Source organism: Helicobacter sp. 219-2 (assembly GCF_030053225.1).
GTDB classification, from domain to species: domain Bacteria; phylum Campylobacterota; class Campylobacteria; order Campylobacterales; family Helicobacteraceae; genus Helicobacter; species Helicobacter pylori_C.
This window is the reverse complement of the sequence record NZ_JASGBS010000001.1, coordinates 1,349,341-1,366,899: the sequence shown is the minus strand read 5'-3', so window position 1 is coordinate 1,366,899 and position 17,559 is coordinate 1,349,341. Positions and strand designations below refer to the sequence as shown.

Below are 17,559 nucleotides of genomic sequence, written 5' to 3'. Positions count from 1 at the left end.
GTTTTTTAAAAGGGTGGGGGGAGTTGGATTAATAATTTTTGAATGCCGCTTTTGATTTTAGCGGCATTTTTGAAAAATTACGCTCAAAAATCAAAAAATTCAGCTATAATAACGCTTCATGTGAAAATTTCGGGGCGTAGCGCAGTCTGGTTAGCGCACTTGGTTTGGGACCAAGGGGTCGAAGGTTCGAATCCTTTCGCCCCGACCACTTTTTTGCATAATTTATTGTTCTGTTTAAAATTCTTTGGTAGAATATCGCTTCCTTTCATTGAATGGTGGGAGTAGCTCAGTCGGTTAGAGCATCAGATTGTGGTCCTGAGGGTCGTGGGTTCAATTCCCATCTTCCACCCCATCTCATAAAAATAAGCGTTTTACCAAATTTATATTAGTCGTTTCTTTATTTGAATTGTAAGCGTTCGTAGCTCAATTGGATAGAGCACCAGACTTCGGATCTGGGGGTTAGGGGTTCGACTCCCTTCGGGCGCACCACCTAACGCCAGTATCATGCGCTTGTAGCTCAGCTGGATAGAGCAACAGCCTTCTAAGCCGTAGGTCGCAGGTTCGAGTCCTGCCAAGCGCACCACTTTTGACATTCTTTAAAGAGGAGTTATGGATTCTTTAGAGTGGGGATTACTCATTTTCTTAATTCTTGTTTTTCTTATAGGCATAGGATACTACATCTTTATGGTTTTTTCTTCTAAAGATTGATCATCAAAATAGTCCAATCATAAGAGATAGGGTTGGAAATCTCTAAAACACAGATCTTACATGGAAACATTAATAAAAGCGGTTATCGCACCGAACAAGGAAAGCTTTTTGACTGCGATCTATTTTGAAATCCTACTATAAAAATATTAAAAATATTAAATAAAGCAATTTAATTGAACTTCAATCATAAAATTAAAAAATACTCAAAGCCATCAAGCAATATAGCGATCTGAAAAGAGGTTTACAATTGGGATAAAGCCCGCTTTTTAGGGATAAATAAAAAGCGCTTCCAAATTGCATGGGCAACTTTATGGGGTGAAGCGTTTCTAATTTTTGGTATAATCGCAAGAAATTATGAGAAAGATTTTATCTTGTTTTAGTAGGGTTTTGCATGCGTTGGTTATTGTATTGGGCATTGGTATTGTCATTGTTTTTAAATCCTTTGAGAGCGGTTGAAGAGCATGAAACAGATGCGGTGGATTTGTTTTTGATTCTCAATCAAATCAACCAACTCAATCAAGTCATTGAAACTTACAAGAAAAACCCTGAAAAAAGCGCTGAAATCTCTCTGTATAACACCCAAAAGAATGACTTGATTAAAAGTTTGACTTCTAAAGTGTTGAATGAAAGGGATAAAATTGGCATTGACATCAATCAAAATTTAAAAGAGCAAGAGAAAATCAAAAAGCGTTTGTCTAGAAGCATTAAGGGCAATAATTTCTACACTTTCATGAAAGACAGATTGTCTTTAGATATTTTGTTGATAGATGAAATTTTGTATCGTTTTATAGATAAAATCAGGAGCAGTATTGATATTTTTAGCGAACAAAAAGATGTGGAAAGTATCAGTAATGCTTTCCTTTTGCGTTTAAGGCAATTCAAACTCTACACTTTCCCTAAAAATTTAGACAATGTCAAAATGCATGAATTAGAGCGGATGTTTAGCGATTATGAATTGCGTTTGAACACTTATACCGAAGTCTTGCGTTACATTAAAAACCACCCTAAAGAAGTGCTTCCTAAAAACCTGGTCATGGAAGTGAATATGGATTTTGTGTTAAACAAAATCAGCAAAATCTTGCCTTTCACAGCCCATAGCTTGCAAGTGAGTAAGATTGCGCTTGCTTTGATGATTTTAACCTTATTGCTAGGTTTGAGGAAGTTGATCACTTGGCTTTTAGCCAAATTCCTGGATTGGATTTTTGAAATCATGCAACGCAATAAAAAAATGCATGTCAATGTGCAAAAAAGCATTGTTTCGCCGGTTTCTGTCTTTTTAGCCCTGTTTAGTTGCGATATAGCTTTAGATATTTTCTACTACCCTAACGCATCGCCCCCTAAAGTTTCTATGTGGGTGGGTGCGGTGTATATCATGCTTTTAGCATGGTTAGTGATAGCGCTTTTTAAAGGCTATGGGGAAGCGTTAGTTACGAATATGGCTACCAAAAGCACGCACAATTTTAGAAAAGAAGTGATCAACTTGATTTTAAAAGTCGTGTATTTTTTGATCTTTATTGTCGCGCTTTTAGGGGTTTTGAAACAACTAGGGTTTAATGTTTCAGCCATCATCGCTTCTTTAGGGATTGGGGGGTTAGCGGTGGCTTTGGCGGTTAAAGATGTGTTGGCGAATTTTTTTGCTTCTGTCATTTTATTATTAGACAATTCGTTTTCTCAAGGGGATTGGATCGTGTGCGGTGAAGTGGAGGGCACGGTGGTGGAAATGGGGTTAAGACGCACCACGATCAGAGCCTTTGATAACGCTCTTTTATCCGTGCCTAATTCAGAATTAGCCGGAAAACCCATCAGAAATTGGAGTCGCCGTAAAGTGGGAAGGCGTATTAAAATGGAAATAGGCTTAACTTATAGCTCCAGTCAAAGTGCTTTACAGCTTTGCGTGAAAGACATTAAAGAAATGTTAGAAAACCACCCTAAAATCGCTAATGGAGCCGATAGCGCTTTGCAAAATACGAGCGATTACCGCTACATGTTTAAAAAAGATATTGTTTCTATTGATGATTTTTTAGGGTATAAAAACAATTTGTTTGTCTTTTTAGATCAGTTTGCAGACAGCTCTATCAATATTTTAGTGTATTGCTTTTCTAAAACAGTGGTTTGGGAAGAGTGGCTAGAAGTCAAAGAAGATGTGATGTTAAAAATCATGGGGATTGTAGAAAAGCACCATTTGAGTTTTGCTTTCCCATCACAGAGCTTGTATGTGGAGAGTTTGCCAGAAGTTAGCCTAAAAGAAAGGGCTAAAATCTAAAATTATTGGTAGATGTATTCTTTAGTTAATGGGAAAGTGTTATCCACGCTGTTGGTTAAAAGCAATTGGAATAAATCCGCACTCCCCACCCTAAAGGCAGACGCGCAAGTCCTTAAATACAGATCCCACATGCGGATAAAGCGTTCGTCATAGCCGAGTCTTTTCACTTGGTCTAGATTGTGGTTGAAATTGTCTCGCCAAATGTCTAAAGTCTTAGCGTAATGGATGCGTAAGCTTTCCGCCATGAGCAAGTGGAAATCGCATTCGCTCATCACGCTCATCACTTCTCTTAAAGAGGGCAAGTAGCCGCCCGGAAAGATGTATTTATCCACCCATGCGTTAGTCTTGCCTTCAAAACAGCATAAAATGGAGTGGAGCAAAAACATCCCGCCTCTCTTTAACACTTCTTTAACTTTTTTGAAATAAAAGGGCAAATTATCCTTACCCACATGCTCAAACATGCCCACGCTCACCACCTTATCAAAGCGGTATAAACGCCCGTCTAAATCCTGGTAATTCAATAACTTGATCGTTACTTTATCCTCTAACCCTAACGCTTGGACTCGTTTGTTAGCCTGCTTGTATTGCTCGCTAGAAATGGTGATCCCCATCACTTGCGCCCCGTATTCTTGCGCGGCTTTTATAGAGAGATAGCCCCAGCCACAGCCTATATCCAGCAGTTTTTCGCCCGGCTTTAAATGGAGCTTTTTTAAAGTGTGATCCAATTTTTGGAGTTGGGCGGCATGGAGAGTGTCATCGTCTTTCTTAAAATAAGCGCATGAATAGCTTAAGGTTTCATCCAACCAGATAGAATAAAAGTCATTCCCTAGATCGTAATGTTTAGAAATGTTGGAGCTTTCTTTGATCGGTTTTTGGATAGCTTTAGCGCCATCATGTTTGTGCAAATGCTCGTAATTGGTTTGCAAATACAAAGAATGCATCACCTCATCCATAGAGCCTTCAATATCAATCACGCCGTCCATATAAGCCTCAGCAATCGTCAAAGACATGTCTTTTTTAATATCGCTAAATTTTAGAGGGCGGTGGATCTTAAGGGTGAATTTAGGCGAATGTTCGCCATTCCTATAAACGCTATTGTCCCAAAAAACGACCTGATAATCGCCGTTTTTCCACTGCTTGAACATGCTTTTGAGCAAAAATTTTGAAATCATCTGTCTATTCCTTAACTCATTTTTCAATTTTTTGAGCGTCAATTATAATGAATTTTAAGCTAAAAACACCCCATGAATACGCATAAATTCAACCTCTATTCTCTAAATTTTTAAAAGCATGTTAAAATTAAGAGATTTCAAACAATTTTAAGGTAACACGATTATAAAGATGCAAAAATCACTGATCACAACCCCCATTTATTATGTGAATGATGTCCCCCATATTGGTCATGCTTATACGACTTTGATTGCGGATACTTTAAAGAAGTATTACACGCTTCAAGGCGAAGAAGTCTTTTTTTTAACCGGCACCGATGAGCATGGACAAAAGATCGAACAAAGCGCAAGACTTAGGAATCAAAGCCCTAAAGCTTACGCTGATAGCATTAGCGCGATTTTTAAAGACCAGTGGGATTTTTTCAATTTAGATTATGATGGTTTTATCCGCACCACAGACAGCGAGCATCAAAAATGCGTGCAAAACGCCTTTGAAATCATGTTTGAAAAAGGGGATATTTATAAAGGCGCTTATAGCGGGTATTATTGCGTGAGCTGTGAGAGTTATTGCGCGATCTCTAAAGCGGACAACACGAACGATAAAGTCTTATGCCCTGATTGCTTGAGAGAGACCACGCTTTTAGAAGAAGAGAGTTATTTTTTCAGATTGAGTGCGTATGAGAAGCCTTTATTGGATTTTTACGCTAAAAACCCTGAAGCGATTTTGCCCGTTTATCGTAAAAATGAGGTAACTTCTTTCATTGAGCAGGGTTTATTGGATCTGTCTATCACGCGCACGAGCTTTGAATGGGGCATTCCTTTGCCTAAAAAAATGAACGATCCTAAACATGTGGTGTATGTTTGGTTGGACGCTTTATTGAATTATGCGAGTGCGCTAGGGTATTTGAATAATTTAGACAATAAAATGGCACATTTTGAACGCGCTAGGCATATTGTGGGTAAGGATATTTTACGCTTCCATGCCATTTATTGGCCGGCTTTTTTGATGAGTTTGAATTTGCCCTTATTCAAACAGCTTTGCGTGCATGGGTGGTGGACGATAGAGGGCGTGAAAATGAGTAAGAGCTTGGGTAATGTTTTAGACGCTCAAAAAATCGCTATGGAGTATGGGATTGAGGAATTACGCTATTTTTTATTGCGTGAAGTGCCTTTTGGGCAAGATGGGGATTTTTCTAAAAAAGCGTTAATAGAAAGGATCAATGCGAATTTGAATAACGATTTGGGGAATTTGTTGAATCGCTTGCTAGGCATGGCTAAAAAATATTTCAATCATTCTCTAAAAAGCGCAAAAATCACCGCTTATTATTCTAAAGAGCTAGAAAAAGCGCATCAAATTTTAGATAACGCTAATTCTTTTGTGCCTAAAATGCAATTGCATAAAGCTTTAGAAGAATTGTTTAATGTTTATGATTTTTTAAACAAACTCATCGCTAAAGAAGAGCCGTGGGTTTTGCACAAAAACAACGAATCAGAAAAACTAGAAGCCTTATTGAGTTTGATCGCAAACGCGCTTTTACAATCAAGCTTTTTGCTCTATGCGTTCATGCCAAAGAGCGCGGCTAAATTAGCGAGCGCTTTTCATGCAGAAATCACGCCTAATAATTACGAACGCTTTTTTAAAGCTAAAAAATTACAAGATATGATTTTACAAGACACCGAGCCTTTATTTTCCAAAATTGAGAAAATTGAAAAGGCTGAAAAAGCGGAAGAAGTCCCACTAGAAAAAGAAAAAAAAGAAAAAAAAGGCGCAAAAGAAAAAGCCCCACTAAAACAAGAAAACTATATCAGCATTGAGGATTTTAAAAAAGTAGAGATTAAAGTGGGGCTTATCAAAGAAGCTCAAAGGATTGAAAAGTCCAATAAATTACTGCGCTTAAAAGTGGATTTAGGCGAAGGTTATTTGAGGCAGATTATCTCAGGGATTGCTTTGGATTATGAGCCTGAAAGCTTGGTGGGTCAAATGGTGTGCGTGGTGGCTAATTTAAAACCTGCAAAGCTTATGGGTGAGATGAGTGAGGGCATGATTTTAGCGGTGCGAGATAATGATAATCTGGCCTTAATCAGCCCTACCAGAGAAAAAATTGTAGGAAGTTTGATTAGCTAAATGCGATTAGGGGTGAATGAAGCCGTAGAATTGAGTTTGGGCGAATTGCAAAACACGCCCTCAATCAGCTATTTTAATTCTATTGTTTTGTCTTTAAACAAAGTCCAAAAAGGCTCTTTATTTGTAGCTAAAGATCACACTCTCATTCCTAAAGCTTTAGAGTTAGGGGCTTATGGGATTTTATACGCAGGAGAATACCCTTTAAGCGATAGGGATGTGGCATGGATCAAGCTTAAAGATATAGAGCATTCTTTGAATCATTTGTTTAAATTTTGCTTGTTGAATGAGCGCGTAATTGGAGCACTGTTAAGCCCTATAGAATTAGAGATCGCTTCTAAAATCATGGTGAGCGATTTTGTGTGGTGCTTGAAAGAGAGCCTTGAAGATTTGTTCATTATAGAGGGGTGTAAAATAGCCTTTTTTGATAAATTGGAGTGGCTTCATTTGTTTTATAAGCAAGAGCGTTTAAAAGAAGATTTAAAAGAAAGCCGTTTAATCGTTCTCAACCAATCGTTTTTTTGCAGCGCTTTAGTCTATGAAAAACAAGAATACGAATTGAAAATGCCATGCATCTTTTTAGAGCCTTTAAAAAGGGTCATTCAATTGTGCGAGAAATTACAAATTGAGTTTGATTTGAATCTTTTGGGCAAAAAAGAATACCCTTTAGATCATTGCAAACCCTTTTTTGTGAATAAGAATCTAGAAATAGCTCCTTATGGCACAACAGCAAGGGTGATTGTCGCTGAGATTTCAAAAGAATTGTTTGAAATGATGCTTCAAAAAGCCCTTGAGACTTTATCGTGGGGGAAAATTGTCGTGTTTTGCCGTAAAAACAGCGCGGCTTTCTTTAAAAAAGCCAACCCTTATTTTTACACCACCCAAAACAACTTAAAAGAGCAATTAAAAAATTTAGCGTTTAATTTCGCTTTTATTTATGGGATTAGCTCCCATCATTTAGAATCCCTTCTAAACCCCCCCTTTTTTAAAAAAACCCCCACGCTATGGTAAGTCATGCTCATTTGTAACGATAAATCCAATCCAAAAACCCTTTTAGAAGAAATCATGGCGTTAAGACCATGGCGTAAAGGCCCTTTTGAAATTTCTCAAATTAAGATTGACAGCGAATGGGATAGCTCTATTAAATGGGATCTAGTCAAAAACGCCACTCCTTTAAAAGATAAGGTTGTGGCTGATGTGGGTTGCAATAACGGCTATTACTTGTTTAAAATGCTAGAACATGGGCCTAAAAGTTTGGTGGGGTTTGATCCGGGCGTTTTGGTCAAAAAACAATTTGAATTTTTAGCCCCCTTTTTTGATAAAGAAAAAAAAATCATTTACGAGTCTTTAGGGGTAGAGGGTTTGCATGAAAAATACCCTAACGCTTTTGATGTTATTTTTTGCTTAGGGGTGCTATACCACAGAAAAAGCCCGCTAGAGGCTTTAAAAGCCTTATATTATGCCTTAAAGATAAAAGGGGAGTTGGTGTTGGACACTTTAATCATTGATTCGCCCCTAGACATCGCCCTTTGCCCTAAAAAAACTTATGCTAAAATGAAAAATGTTTATTTTATCCCCAGTGTTAGTGCTTTAAAAGGGTGGTGCGAAAGGGTAGGGTTTGAAAATTTTGAAATTCTTAGCGTTCTAAAGACCACACCTAAAGAGCAGCGTAAAACGGATTTTATTTTGGGGCAGAGTTTGGAAGATTTTTTGGATAAAACGGATCACTCTAAAACTTTAGAAGGGTATGACGCTCCTTTAAGGGGGTATTTTAAAATGCTTAAACCAAGCAAGCTTTAAATAAAGGATTAAGATAGTGCAAGAATCAGTCGTTCGTGTGGATTATGACTCTTTGGAAACTTGTAAGAATTTCAAACCAAGCGTTGGCACTGAATTGGTCGTTTTAGAAAAAGATATAGCCCATGCGCGTTTCAAGGGCAATGAAAGCATGGTGTATGAGGAAAATTTTGTGCATGCCGGGTTTGTGCTTATTGCGTGCAATTATGCGGCCTTGTGCGCGTTGAATAAAAGACACAGCGTGGTGGTTTCTAATAACATCAATTTTTATGCCCCCCTAGAATTGAATCAAGAAGCGCTCATTAAAGCGCAAGTGATTCAAGATGGCGTGAAAAAAGCTGAAATAAAAATAGAGGCGTTTGTGTTAGACATTCAGGTTTTAGAGGGAATGATAGAAATCGTGGTGTTTGATAAAAAGCCTTTTAAATTCAATTTTAAAGAAGAGTAGTTAAATGGTTATTGTTTTAGTCGTGGATAGCTTTAAAGACACCAGTAATGGCACTTCTATGACGGCGTTTCGTTTTTTTGAAGCGCTGAAAAAAAGAGGGCATGTTATGAGAGTGGTTGCCCCTTATGTGGATAATTTAGGGAGTGAAGAAGAGGGGTATTACAACCTTAAAGAGCGCTACATCCCCCTAGTTACAGAAATTTCACACAAACAACACATTCTTTTTGCTAAACCGGATGAAAAAATCTTAAGAAAGGCTTTTAAGGGAGCGGATATGATCCATACTTATTTGCCTTTTTTGCTAGAAAAAACAGCCGTAAAAATCGCGCGAGAAATGCAAGTGCCTTATATTGGCTCTTTCCATTTACAGCCAGAGCATATTTCTTATAACATGAAATTGGGGTGGTTTTCTTGGTTTAACATGATGCTTTTTTCGTGGTTTAAATCTTCGCATTACCGCTATATCCACCATATCCATTGCCCGTCAAAATTCATTGTAGAAGAATTAGAAAAATACAACTATGGAGGGAAAAAATACGCTATTTCTAACGGCTTTGATCCCATGTTTAGATTTGAACACCCGCAAAAAAGCCTTTTTGACACCACGCCCTTTAAAATCGCTATGGTAGGGCGCTATTCTAATGAAAAAAATCAAAGCGTTTTAATCAAAGCGGTTGCTTTAAGCAAATACAAACAAGATATTGTATTATTGCTCAAAGGCAAAGGGCCTGATGAGAAAAAAATCAAACTTTTAGCCCAAAAACTAGGCGTAAAAACGGAATTTGGGTTTGTCAATTCCAATGAATTGTTAGAGATTTTAAAAACTTGCACCCTTTATGCGCACACGGCCAATGTGGAAAGCGAAGCGATCGCGTGTTTAGAGGCTATTAGCGTGGGGATTGTGCCTATTATCGCTAATAGCCCTTTAAGTGCGACCAGGCAATTTGCACTAGATGAACGATCGCTATTTGAGCCTAATAACGCTAAAGATTTGAGCGCTAAAATAGACTGGTGGTTAGAAAACAAGCTTGAAAGAGAAAGGATGCAAAACGAATACGCTAAAAGCGCTTTAAATTACACTTTAGAAAATTCAGTCATTCAAATTGAAAAAGTTTATGAAGAAGCGATTAAAGACTTTAAAAATAACCCCCATCTCTTTAAAACCTTATCGTAACAAAAGGATAAAAAATGCAAGAAGTCCATGATTATGGGATTAATTTTTGGAGCAATAACGAATTTAAGATAGAAAAAGGCTTGGTTAAAGTTTGCCATGGCAAAAACCCCTCGCTTTTAGAAATCGTTCAAAGCGTGCGCGATAAGGGCTATAGAGGGCCTTTGTTGGTGCGATTCCCCCATTTGGTGCAAAAACAAATCAAAAGCCTGTTTGATGCATTTTCTTCAGCGATTAAAGAGTATCAATACAGCGGGGCTTTTAAGGCGGTTTTCCCTTTAAAAGTCAATCAAATGCCCTCGTTTGTTTTCCCTTTAGTGCAGGGGGCTAAGGGTTTGGATTACGGCTTAGAGGCCGGGAGCAAGTCTGAACTCATTATCGCAATGAGTTACACTAACCCCACAGCCCCTATCACTGTGAATGGCTTTAAAGATAAAGAAATGATTGAGCTTGGCTTTATCGCTAAAAGCATGCAGCATGAAATCACTTTAACCATTGAGGGTTTGAATGAGTTAAAAACCATTATCGCCGTGGCTAAACAAAACGAGTTTTTAGCCTGCCCTAAAATTGGCATTCGCATCCGTTTGCACAGCACTGGCACTGGCGTTTGGGCAAAGAGTGGGGGGATCAATTCTAAATTTGGTCTTAGCAGCACTGAAGTTTTAGAAGCGATGCGCCTTTTAGAAGAAAACGACTTGTTAGAGCATTTCCACATGATACATTTCCACATAGGCTCTCAAATCAGCGATATTTCGCCCTTAAAAAAGGCTTTAAGAGAAGCGGGTAACTTGTATGCGGAATTGCGTAAAATGGGCGCTAAAAATCTTAATAGCGTGAATATTGGAGGGGGGTTAGCCGTAGAATACACCCAACACAAGCACCACCAAGACAAAAACTACACTTTAGAGGAATTCAGCGCTGATGTGGTGTTTTTATTGAGGGAAATTGTGAAAAATAAGCAGGAAATAGAGCCGGATATTTTCATTGAATCAGGCCGTTATATTTCCGCCAACCATGCCGTTTTAGTGGCCCCGGTGTTAGAATTGTTTTCGCATGAATACAATGAAAAATCCCTAAAAATCAAAGAAAGTAATAACCCTCCCTTGATTGATGAGATGCTAGACTTGCTCGCTAATATCAATGAAAAAAACGCCATTGAATACTTGCATGATAGTTTTGATCACACCGAGTCGCTATTCACGCTTTTTGATCTGGGCTATATTGATTTGATTGACAGGAGCAATACTGAAGTTTTAGCCCATTTGATCGTCAAAAAAGCGGTGCAGTTGCTTTATGTCAAGGATCATAACGATATTTTACGCATTCAAGAGCAGGTCCAAGAGCGCTATTTATTGAATTGCTCGTTTTTCCAAAGCTTGCCTGATTATTGGGGCTTAAGACAGAATTTCCCGGTCATGCCCTTGAATAAATTAGATGAAAAGCCCACTAGGAGCGCGAGCTTGTGGGATATTACTTGCGATAGCGATGGGGAAATCGCTTTTGATTCCACAAAGCCCTTGTTTTTGCACGATATAGATATAGATGAAGAAGAATACTTTTTAGCGTTCTTTTTGGTGGGAGCGTATCAAGAAGTTTTAGGCATGAAACACAATTTATTCACGCACCCTACGGAATTTAGCGTGGTTTTTGATGAAAAAGGCGATTATGAAGTGGAAGATATTTGCGAAGCCCAAACGATTTTAGATGTGCTAGATGATTTAGACTATGACACTAAAGAGATCGAGCGCCTTTTAAAACAAAAAATTGAAGACAACAACCAACTGGACATGGAAGAAAAGAAAGAAATCATGGGGCGCTTGTATGTCATGCTGAGCGAAAACGGGTATTTGCGCACGATTTCTTAAAGAGCACTATCAATGGATTCAAACGACTTTAATCGCTATCAATCAATGAAAGAAAAAATAAGAGAATAAAAGAGAGAAAAAAAGAGCCACCCCATAAGGGTGGGGGGGTTATTCTACCTCCTCTATTGCCTCCGATAATCCATAATAATCGAGATTATCAGCTAATAACCCAGCGGTAAGACCCGCACAGCTTAAGCCGTATTTATTGATACCGCCATCGCATAAGAGTTGTGCCACAAACAACGCCTCATTTTTGTTTTTAGGTAAGACTTGTGCCCAAAAACCACTCGGCGAGAAATCGTTAAAATCGTTTTGAAACTCCTCACGCCCCTCCGCATAAGCCTTAATTACATTACAATACAAAGTAAGCGCAACCCTATCCAAATTATCAAAAGTATCCACCTCGCACTCATCCTCGTTGCGAGCCTCAATCATTTTAAACCACTCCGCATCGCTATGCTTATTTAAGTCTTTAGCGTGAGCAAGGGCAATAATAATGATAGCGGTAATTTGATTTCCCTTACCCTCATAAAACATCGGAGATAATAACACGCCGAGCCTACTTTTTCTCTCCTCTAAAGTATAGCTCTCAATCATAATCTCCGAGCTAGACATACCCTCTCTATTAAATCCAAAAGCGAGTTTATATTTGTCCTCTTTCTCTTTAGGAGTAGTAGTCCTTTGCTTAATAGTCGGACCGCTCGTTACGATTTTAAGACCCTCTAAAATGTCTTTCTTGCCGCTTTCGGCGTGATTTTTCGCAATTTCATTCAACGGCACTTGATTAAACCATTTTAAGAATTTTTCGCTATTGAAAGCGTAAGAAACTTCATTGCCTTTTTCACTCCTTAGGGTTACACGATTAAACCCAATACCAATGACTTTAGCCTCCACCACTTTGCCGTTGATCGTGGCTTTGACCAACGCGCCTACTTTTAACTGATTTTCGTTTTGAAAACCCATAAAATACTCCTTGATAAAAATTTTAAAATCCGCTTGCAATCAGTTATTCAATGTTCTTTATCTTTTCAGCATGGCGTTATTCCTCCTTGTTGTGGTTTGAATTTTGCTTAAAATTTTCATGATCTATTGCCCTTAAGATCGTTTTGAAAGCGATAAGCGCCATTAAAAATACAGCCAGTCAATATTTCTTCAATTTGCGATAATTGCGCATTTTTTAGCGCTTCTCTAGGCGCTTTAATAATCAGTTTAGTTTCTGTTAATCGCACCCACTCTAACGCTTCTTTTCTAGAAGATCTAAAACTCCCCAATTCCCCAATATGGTTGAGAAACTGCTCGCTCATGGGTCTATCAATGTCAATCACAAGATCAAGGGTAACATAAAGCGACTGAATGCTCAAAGAATCCCCAATAATAAAGGTAAAATCAAGCGTGTCATCAAGCGTGTTGTGTTGGATATTGTCTATTAGCGCGTAGTTAAGCTCTAATTTTTCTGCTTGCTTTATCGCTATTACGATGTCTTTAGAAAGAGAAGCACTAATTTTTTCTAATTGTTTTAACAAGTCTTTAGGCGGGATAAAACCACGCTCTAAATCAGCGTCTATCACGCTTAAAATCGTTATTTTATCCACTACCTTATTGCACTTTAAATCGTTAGCGATTTTGTTGATTTGAAGGTTTTGTTTATAGCTTTGTTCTGATGCTCTATTTTTTTCTCGCCATTTAATGACTTCCCTCTCTTCTTGTTCTATGTCTGCAACATCAAAGATTTTAGGAAAACCATAACGATTTTTTTTCGCTCTGATAAAACTTTTAATGCTATCTTCAAGATCCTTGCGAAAATCATCAAAATCATCACTAGATTGCGGCATATAAAACGCTTCTATTTGAGTTTTAGCTATTTCATTAAACTCCATGCCGTTATGTTTATCAGGGTGTTTTGAAAAGAATGCGGCTAGCTTGTTTTTAAGAGCGTTGAGGGATCGCTCTAATTGATTGGGTGTTGAGAATTTGATGTCTGGGAAGCTGTCTTGTGTCTTGTTAAAATCCTTACCCGGTGAAGCGTTGATTAATTCTATAGGGCATTTGCTTTCACAATAACAGATCGCTTGTTGGCTAAAGATTTGCACTAACACCAATAAATAATCCCTTAAATTAAACACGATAGTAGGCTCATTAGCGAACACTAAAAAGCTCGTTTCTTCATTGGGTAAAAAAGGATCTTGCGGGTTGTCTTTTAAAGAATTAAGCGTTTGAACAAACCCTATAAAATCACGCTTACTCTCTAAATACGATTGTAACTTTTTTGCTCTTTCTGTATTTTGCTTGGGGGTGTATCGGTATTTACTGACAAACTCCTTACTGGAAATAAAGTCTTTCACGCTCGCCTTAGCGTTATTTTTTAAAAATCTATCCATAAAATGCTTCCCTAATAAAAAACAAAACTTCCTATAAAGGTAATTATTGCCTTTAAAGAAGCCCTTAATCCCAATGGGTTTATCCCAATCCACTTTAACAGATTTGTCTTGCCAATAGAGTAAGCGCGTTTTTAACTGAGCCAGTTTATCAGCGCTAGATTGAATACAACCGCTTTTAGCTGCTCCTATGATTATTATTGAAATCTCTGTAAAAAGCGTCTTTAAAGGGTTTAAAGGCTGAGATGATCCCAAAGGGTAGTGCGCTTTTGATTTTCTCACACACCTTTTTAAGATCGCCGCTTCCAGTCGTTTCGTTCTTAATAGCAGAAGCTTTCGTGTTAGAAACTTCAAGGGCGCTGTTTTTAGTTTTAGAGGCTTTCTCGCTCCCAATGATCTCCTTAACGAATCGCTTCGCTCCATTTTGAGCCACTTCCCTAGCCACAAAATCCTTTTCAAAATCTTGTAACAAATAGTAGTATTTGGTTGGATTCGCGCTCTCATCATTCAATAGCAATAAAAAATCATAATCTAATAACATGTCAAGTCCTTTTTTTTAAAATTCATCATTAGCGTTATTTGACTTTATAAGGCTTGTAAGCTTTTTACCTTTTTTAAAATCCTCTTTTGCAAAGCTCAACCCAAAAGCTTCCTCATGCCCTCTAGCTTGTATTAAAGGAATGGTTTTAATCTGGCTTAAAAAATTCCTATCACCTCTAGCACTACCGCTATACTCGTCTTTATTATCCCTATAGATACAAAGGGAGCGATTGGAAGAATATCTTTTTAAAAAGTTATTAGTCACTAAACCGCTGATCCCCAATTTAACAGAGTAGCTTTCATCTAAAAGAGCCACTAATATTTTGTTACAAGAAAAAATTTGAGCGTTTTCTTCGCTTTCTTTCACCATTTTCTTTTTAATGTCGTTGTATCTTTTGAATTCCTTAACATTAAAGACGCTTAAATGCGGATCGCTTATGGGATTGAAATGTTTTAAAACCAGATAATGCAAATAGCTATCATAACAACCCTTAAACTCTCTAGCCCCACTCAAACGGCTTAAAGCGTTGATGTAATTGATGCAATTAAAGCCGTATAAGTTAGAAATTCCATCTAAATCGTCTTGGGCTAAAGAAAGATCTTTATCTTTGAAAAAGCATTGAATGCACTCATGTTTAGCTTGCACTAAATTCAAAACCATATCCAAATTATCCCCATGATCTAAATCAATGCAATCGCTTAAAAGCGTGATAGCGATCAATTCGTTTTCTAAAGGAGTGGTTTGCGTTTGAAAGATTTGACTAAACACTAAAGCGCTTGTGAAAGCCCCGCTATAATAATTAGCGTCTTTTTTGTTATTCAGGTTAATGTAGGCGATTTTATTTCCATCAATCAAACCAACTTCAAAACTCTTATGGTGGTCTGTGATGATGCATTGTTCAAAACGCTCTAATAAGATTTCTTGCAATTGTGTATCAGCGGCCAAATCCGCCCCCAAATCAGCGCTAAACAATAAGGGGTCTTTTTGAAATTGGTTTTTAATGCAATCCAAGCGGACTAATTGGTTGGTTTTAGGGTTAAAGATACAAGGTTTAGACAATAAATCATTGATAGCTAAATCAGTGAAACCATAGCCATGCGCATTCCTTAAGGGGCTAAAGAAAAAGAAATCCTTAATCCCCAATCTGTAACACATAGACATTAAAACGCTGCTAGCTAACATGCCATCACAATCATTATCTGTATAGAAAATAATGGGGCGGTGTTGTTTGGCTTCTTTTAAGAAGTCTTTAAAAATCCTTTTCTTTGACATCTTTAACAGCTCTTTTTTAGGCATTGATCACTCCTTTGTTGTTTTGATGCTTGATGATTTTTAATCATTCTAGATCAATTTTCTCTTCAAATTCTTCTTCTTGCCCTTCTATGTGTAAAATGGGTGTGATAATTCCATACAAAAAGTTGCGTCGCTTTTGGAGAGATTTCTCATCCCACTTCTCATAATCTCTATACAATTCTTTAGTGATGTCATAACAGCTAATCACTTTGCTCGTGTCTTTGCCGCCATAAATTTTTATTTTTTCATCAAAATCCCCGTTTAAAGCTTGTGCGTTCTTTTTACGCTTTAAAAGGGTTAAATTCGCGATATTATTTACCCATTCTTCTCTTTTTTTTTGTCAAAATCCGCATTCCATTGACTGCCTTCTTTGGGCTTTTGGGGCAAAATGTGCTCTACTTGGGTTTCTGCATCCATAACGATAAAATTGGGTTTCTCTTCATCCACCATGAAATAATTAGCTAGGGCTAAGACAGGACGCACCCATTTGCTAGGATAAACAGAAGAGCTATCCCATAAGTTATAAAAGTATTGGTCAAAGGTGTTATGAGAGTCTATGTTATTCAATATAAGCTCTTGGATGGTTTTAATGCCCTTATTGCTTTTAACATTTTTGATAATGTTGATACTCGTTTGCTTGATGCGCGTGATCGCGCCTCCTGCAATCTAAATTTGGTAATAATAAGACACCAAAAGCTTTTTCAAAGCGTCAAAATCAGGGTATTTGACATAAAGAGCTGTCGTTAAAATACTGGCCCAATACCTAGAGGGGAGATACCTCAATAAGTAGATGTATCGGTCTTGTTTTTTTAACAAATCGGTATAAGATTTCATAAAAGCGCTCACGCCATAAATAAACTCGCAAGCGTCTTTTTTGCTGTCTTTGAACACCTTTTTTAATCCCTTATCGGCTCTCTTTTTAGAAGCACTAGGATCAGCGTATTCCAAATACATGTTAAAAAAGTCTTCCAAATCAATATCCACGCCCTCAACGCTCTTGCAAGCTTCAACCAATTTGTCCCAAGTGGTTATAAAATCCTTACGCTTTTCACTATCTTGTTTGATTTCTTGCATTAAATTGGATTTTAAAATATCAATAGGGCTTAAGGGTTGGCCTCTATCGTTTAACACTTGAAAGATTTGCATCGCGCTGTCTTGTTCAAAACAAATGATCCTAGTCAAAACAATGTGTTCATAAAACCACTTGACAAAATCATCCATATCGCTTATTGAACCATTTTCCACGCTCTCATTCAATAGCTCCTTGAAATAATAAGCGTTACGCAAATAAGTGTTTTCTTCAAATTTCTTATTCAACTCGCTCTTTTTAATGTTGTCTTCAAACTCCAAATGGTTTAACACCGTGTTTTCAAAAATATTATTGTAATTTTGAGCGGTTAAGAACTTCAGACGCTCTTTTTCTTCATCGTGTCTGTCATGAATACTCTCTTTAATAAAAGCTTTAGATTTTTGCCCAAGACTATTTTTATAAAGCTTTAAAATCGTGCAAGCCAGAATGATAAAACTCGTTAACCGCTGTTGGCCATCCACAACATCCCATCTGTTATCTTTTTGGTTTTCAGCGATCACAATAGAGCCGCAAAAATACTCATCTTCTTTATTGTTTGTGTAGCTCTCCACCAGATCATCAATCAAAGCCCCTAAGTGATCCTTATCCCACACATAAAGGCGTTGGTAATCGGGAACTTGGTAAAAATATTCACTATCCACTAAAATTTGATGGAGTTTTTTTAACTCTACTTCTACTTTTGCCATCATCTCTCCTTTAAATTTAACTCTGTAAGCC

General features: G+C 37.6%; 9 protein-coding genes, 4 tRNA genes and 3 pseudogenes. 11 read left to right on the top strand and 5 right to left on the bottom strand.

The window, feature by feature from the left end; all coding sequences use genetic code 11:
• The first annotated feature begins 130 nt into the window (after nucleotides 1-130).
• The 5 genes from P6280_RS06600 (at nucleotide 131) to P6280_RS06580 (ending at nucleotide 2,971) form a co-directional block, all read left to right on the top strand.
• Nucleotides 131-208, top strand: a tRNA-Pro gene (locus P6280_RS06600).
• A gap of 67 nt (nucleotides 209-275) precedes the next feature.
• Nucleotides 276-352, top strand: a tRNA-His gene (locus P6280_RS06595).
• 60 nt (nucleotides 353-412) lie between these two features.
• Nucleotides 413-489: transfer RNA gene (locus tag P6280_RS06590), tRNA-Arg, on the top strand.
• Between the two features lie 17 nt (nucleotides 490-506).
• A tRNA-Arg gene (locus P6280_RS06585) sits at nucleotides 507-583 on the top strand.
• A gap of 516 nt (nucleotides 584-1,099) precedes the next feature.
• Entirely contained in the window at nucleotides 1,100-2,971 is a 1,872-nt protein-coding gene (locus P6280_RS06580) for a mechanosensitive ion channel family protein (RefSeq protein WP_283237336.1), read from the top strand.
• Nucleotides 2,972-2,973: 2 nt separating this feature from the next.
• On the opposite strand, the gene cfaS is transcribed toward P6280_RS06580, so the two are convergent.
• Nucleotides 2,974-4,143 (bottom strand): cyclopropane fatty acid synthase, encoded by a 1,170-nt coding sequence (cfaS, locus tag P6280_RS06575; protein WP_000623783.1) that lies wholly within the window; start codon nucleotides 4,141-4,143, stop codon nucleotides 2,974-2,976.
• A gap of 169 nt (nucleotides 4,144-4,312) precedes the next feature.
• Here cfaS and metG point away from each other — a divergent pair, with 169 nt between their 5' ends.
• From metG to speA, 6 genes are read left to right on the top strand one after another with little or no spacing between them, the layout of a single operon-like run.
• Complete coding sequence (metG, locus tag P6280_RS06570; protein WP_283237335.1) at nucleotides 4,313-6,265, top strand: methionine--tRNA ligase; 1,953 nt, start codon at nucleotides 4,313-4,315, stop codon at nucleotides 6,263-6,265.
• Nucleotides 6,266-7,273 carry a ferrochelatase gene (locus tag P6280_RS06565; RefSeq protein ID WP_283237334.1) on the top strand — a complete coding sequence of 336 codons (1,008 nt, stop codon included), beginning with the start codon at nucleotides 6,266-6,268 and terminating at the stop codon, nucleotides 7,271-7,273.
• A gap of 3 nt (nucleotides 7,274-7,276) precedes the next feature.
• Nucleotides 7,277-8,062, top strand: coding sequence for a tRNA 5-methoxyuridine(34)/uridine 5-oxyacetic acid(34) synthase CmoB (cmoB, locus tag P6280_RS06560; protein WP_212854352.1), 786 nt, complete (start codon nucleotides 7,277-7,279; stop codon nucleotides 8,060-8,062).
• A gap of 16 nt (nucleotides 8,063-8,078) precedes the next feature.
• On the top strand, nucleotides 8,079-8,507 hold the full coding sequence (locus tag P6280_RS06555) for a hotdog domain-containing protein (protein WP_001158316.1): 429 nt from the start codon (nucleotides 8,079-8,081) through the stop codon (nucleotides 8,505-8,507).
• A 4-nt stretch (nucleotides 8,508-8,511) separates the two neighbouring features.
• Entirely contained in the window at nucleotides 8,512-9,681 is a 1,170-nt protein-coding gene (locus P6280_RS06550; RefSeq protein ID WP_015642567.1) for a glycosyltransferase family 4 protein, read from the top strand.
• A 14-nt stretch (nucleotides 9,682-9,695) separates the two neighbouring features.
• Nucleotides 9,696-11,543, top strand: coding sequence for an arginine decarboxylase (gene speA / locus P6280_RS06545; protein ID WP_001158596.1), 1,848 nt, complete (start codon nucleotides 9,696-9,698; stop codon nucleotides 11,541-11,543).
• A 108-nt stretch (nucleotides 11,544-11,651) separates the two neighbouring features.
• Here the strand turns inward: speA and P6280_RS06540 are convergent, their stop codons facing one another.
• From P6280_RS06540 to P6280_RS06520, 4 genes and pseudogenes are all read right to left on the bottom strand, one after another.
• Entirely contained in the window at nucleotides 11,652-12,506 is an 855-nt protein-coding gene (locus P6280_RS06540) for a hypothetical protein (protein WP_283236833.1), read from the bottom strand.
• A gap of 76 nt (nucleotides 12,507-12,582) precedes the next feature.
• Nucleotides 12,583-14,459: pseudogene (locus tag P6280_RS06535) on the bottom strand (hypothetical protein).
• Between the two features lie 44 nt (nucleotides 14,460-14,503).
• Nucleotides 14,504-15,755: pseudogene (locus tag P6280_RS06525) on the bottom strand (single-stranded-DNA-specific exonuclease RecJ).
• 40 nt (nucleotides 15,756-15,795) lie between these two features.
• Nucleotides 15,796-17,528 (bottom strand): annotated as a pseudogene (locus P6280_RS06520) (DUF262 domain-containing protein).
• Nucleotides 17,529-17,559 lie beyond the last annotated feature (31 nt).

What these genes read in the sequence shown, in the direction of transcription:
- P6280_RS06580 (WP_283237336.1), top strand. Translation starts at nt 1,100, where the DNA reads ATGCGTTGGTTATTGTATTGGGCATTGGTATTGTCATTGTTTTTAAAT.
- cfaS (WP_000623783.1), bottom strand. Translation starts at nt 4,143, where the DNA reads ATGATTTCAAAATTTTTGCTCAAAAGCATGTTCAAGCAGTGGAAAAAC.
- metG (WP_283237335.1), top strand. Translation starts at nt 4,313, where the DNA reads ATGCAAAAATCACTGATCACAACCCCCATTTATTATGTGAATGATGTC.
- P6280_RS06565 (WP_283237334.1), top strand. Translation starts at nt 6,266, where the DNA reads ATGCGATTAGGGGTGAATGAAGCCGTAGAATTGAGTTTGGGCGAATTG.
- cmoB (WP_212854352.1), top strand. Translation starts at nt 7,277, where the DNA reads ATGCTCATTTGTAACGATAAATCCAATCCAAAAACCCTTTTAGAAGAA.
- P6280_RS06550 (WP_015642567.1), top strand. Translation starts at nt 8,512, where the DNA reads ATGGTTATTGTTTTAGTCGTGGATAGCTTTAAAGACACCAGTAATGGC.
- speA (WP_001158596.1), top strand. Translation starts at nt 9,696, where the DNA reads ATGCAAGAAGTCCATGATTATGGGATTAATTTTTGGAGCAATAACGAA.
- P6280_RS06540 (WP_283236833.1), bottom strand. Translation starts at nt 12,506, where the DNA reads ATGGGTTTTCAAAACGAAAATCAGTTAAAAGTAGGCGCGTTGGTCAAA.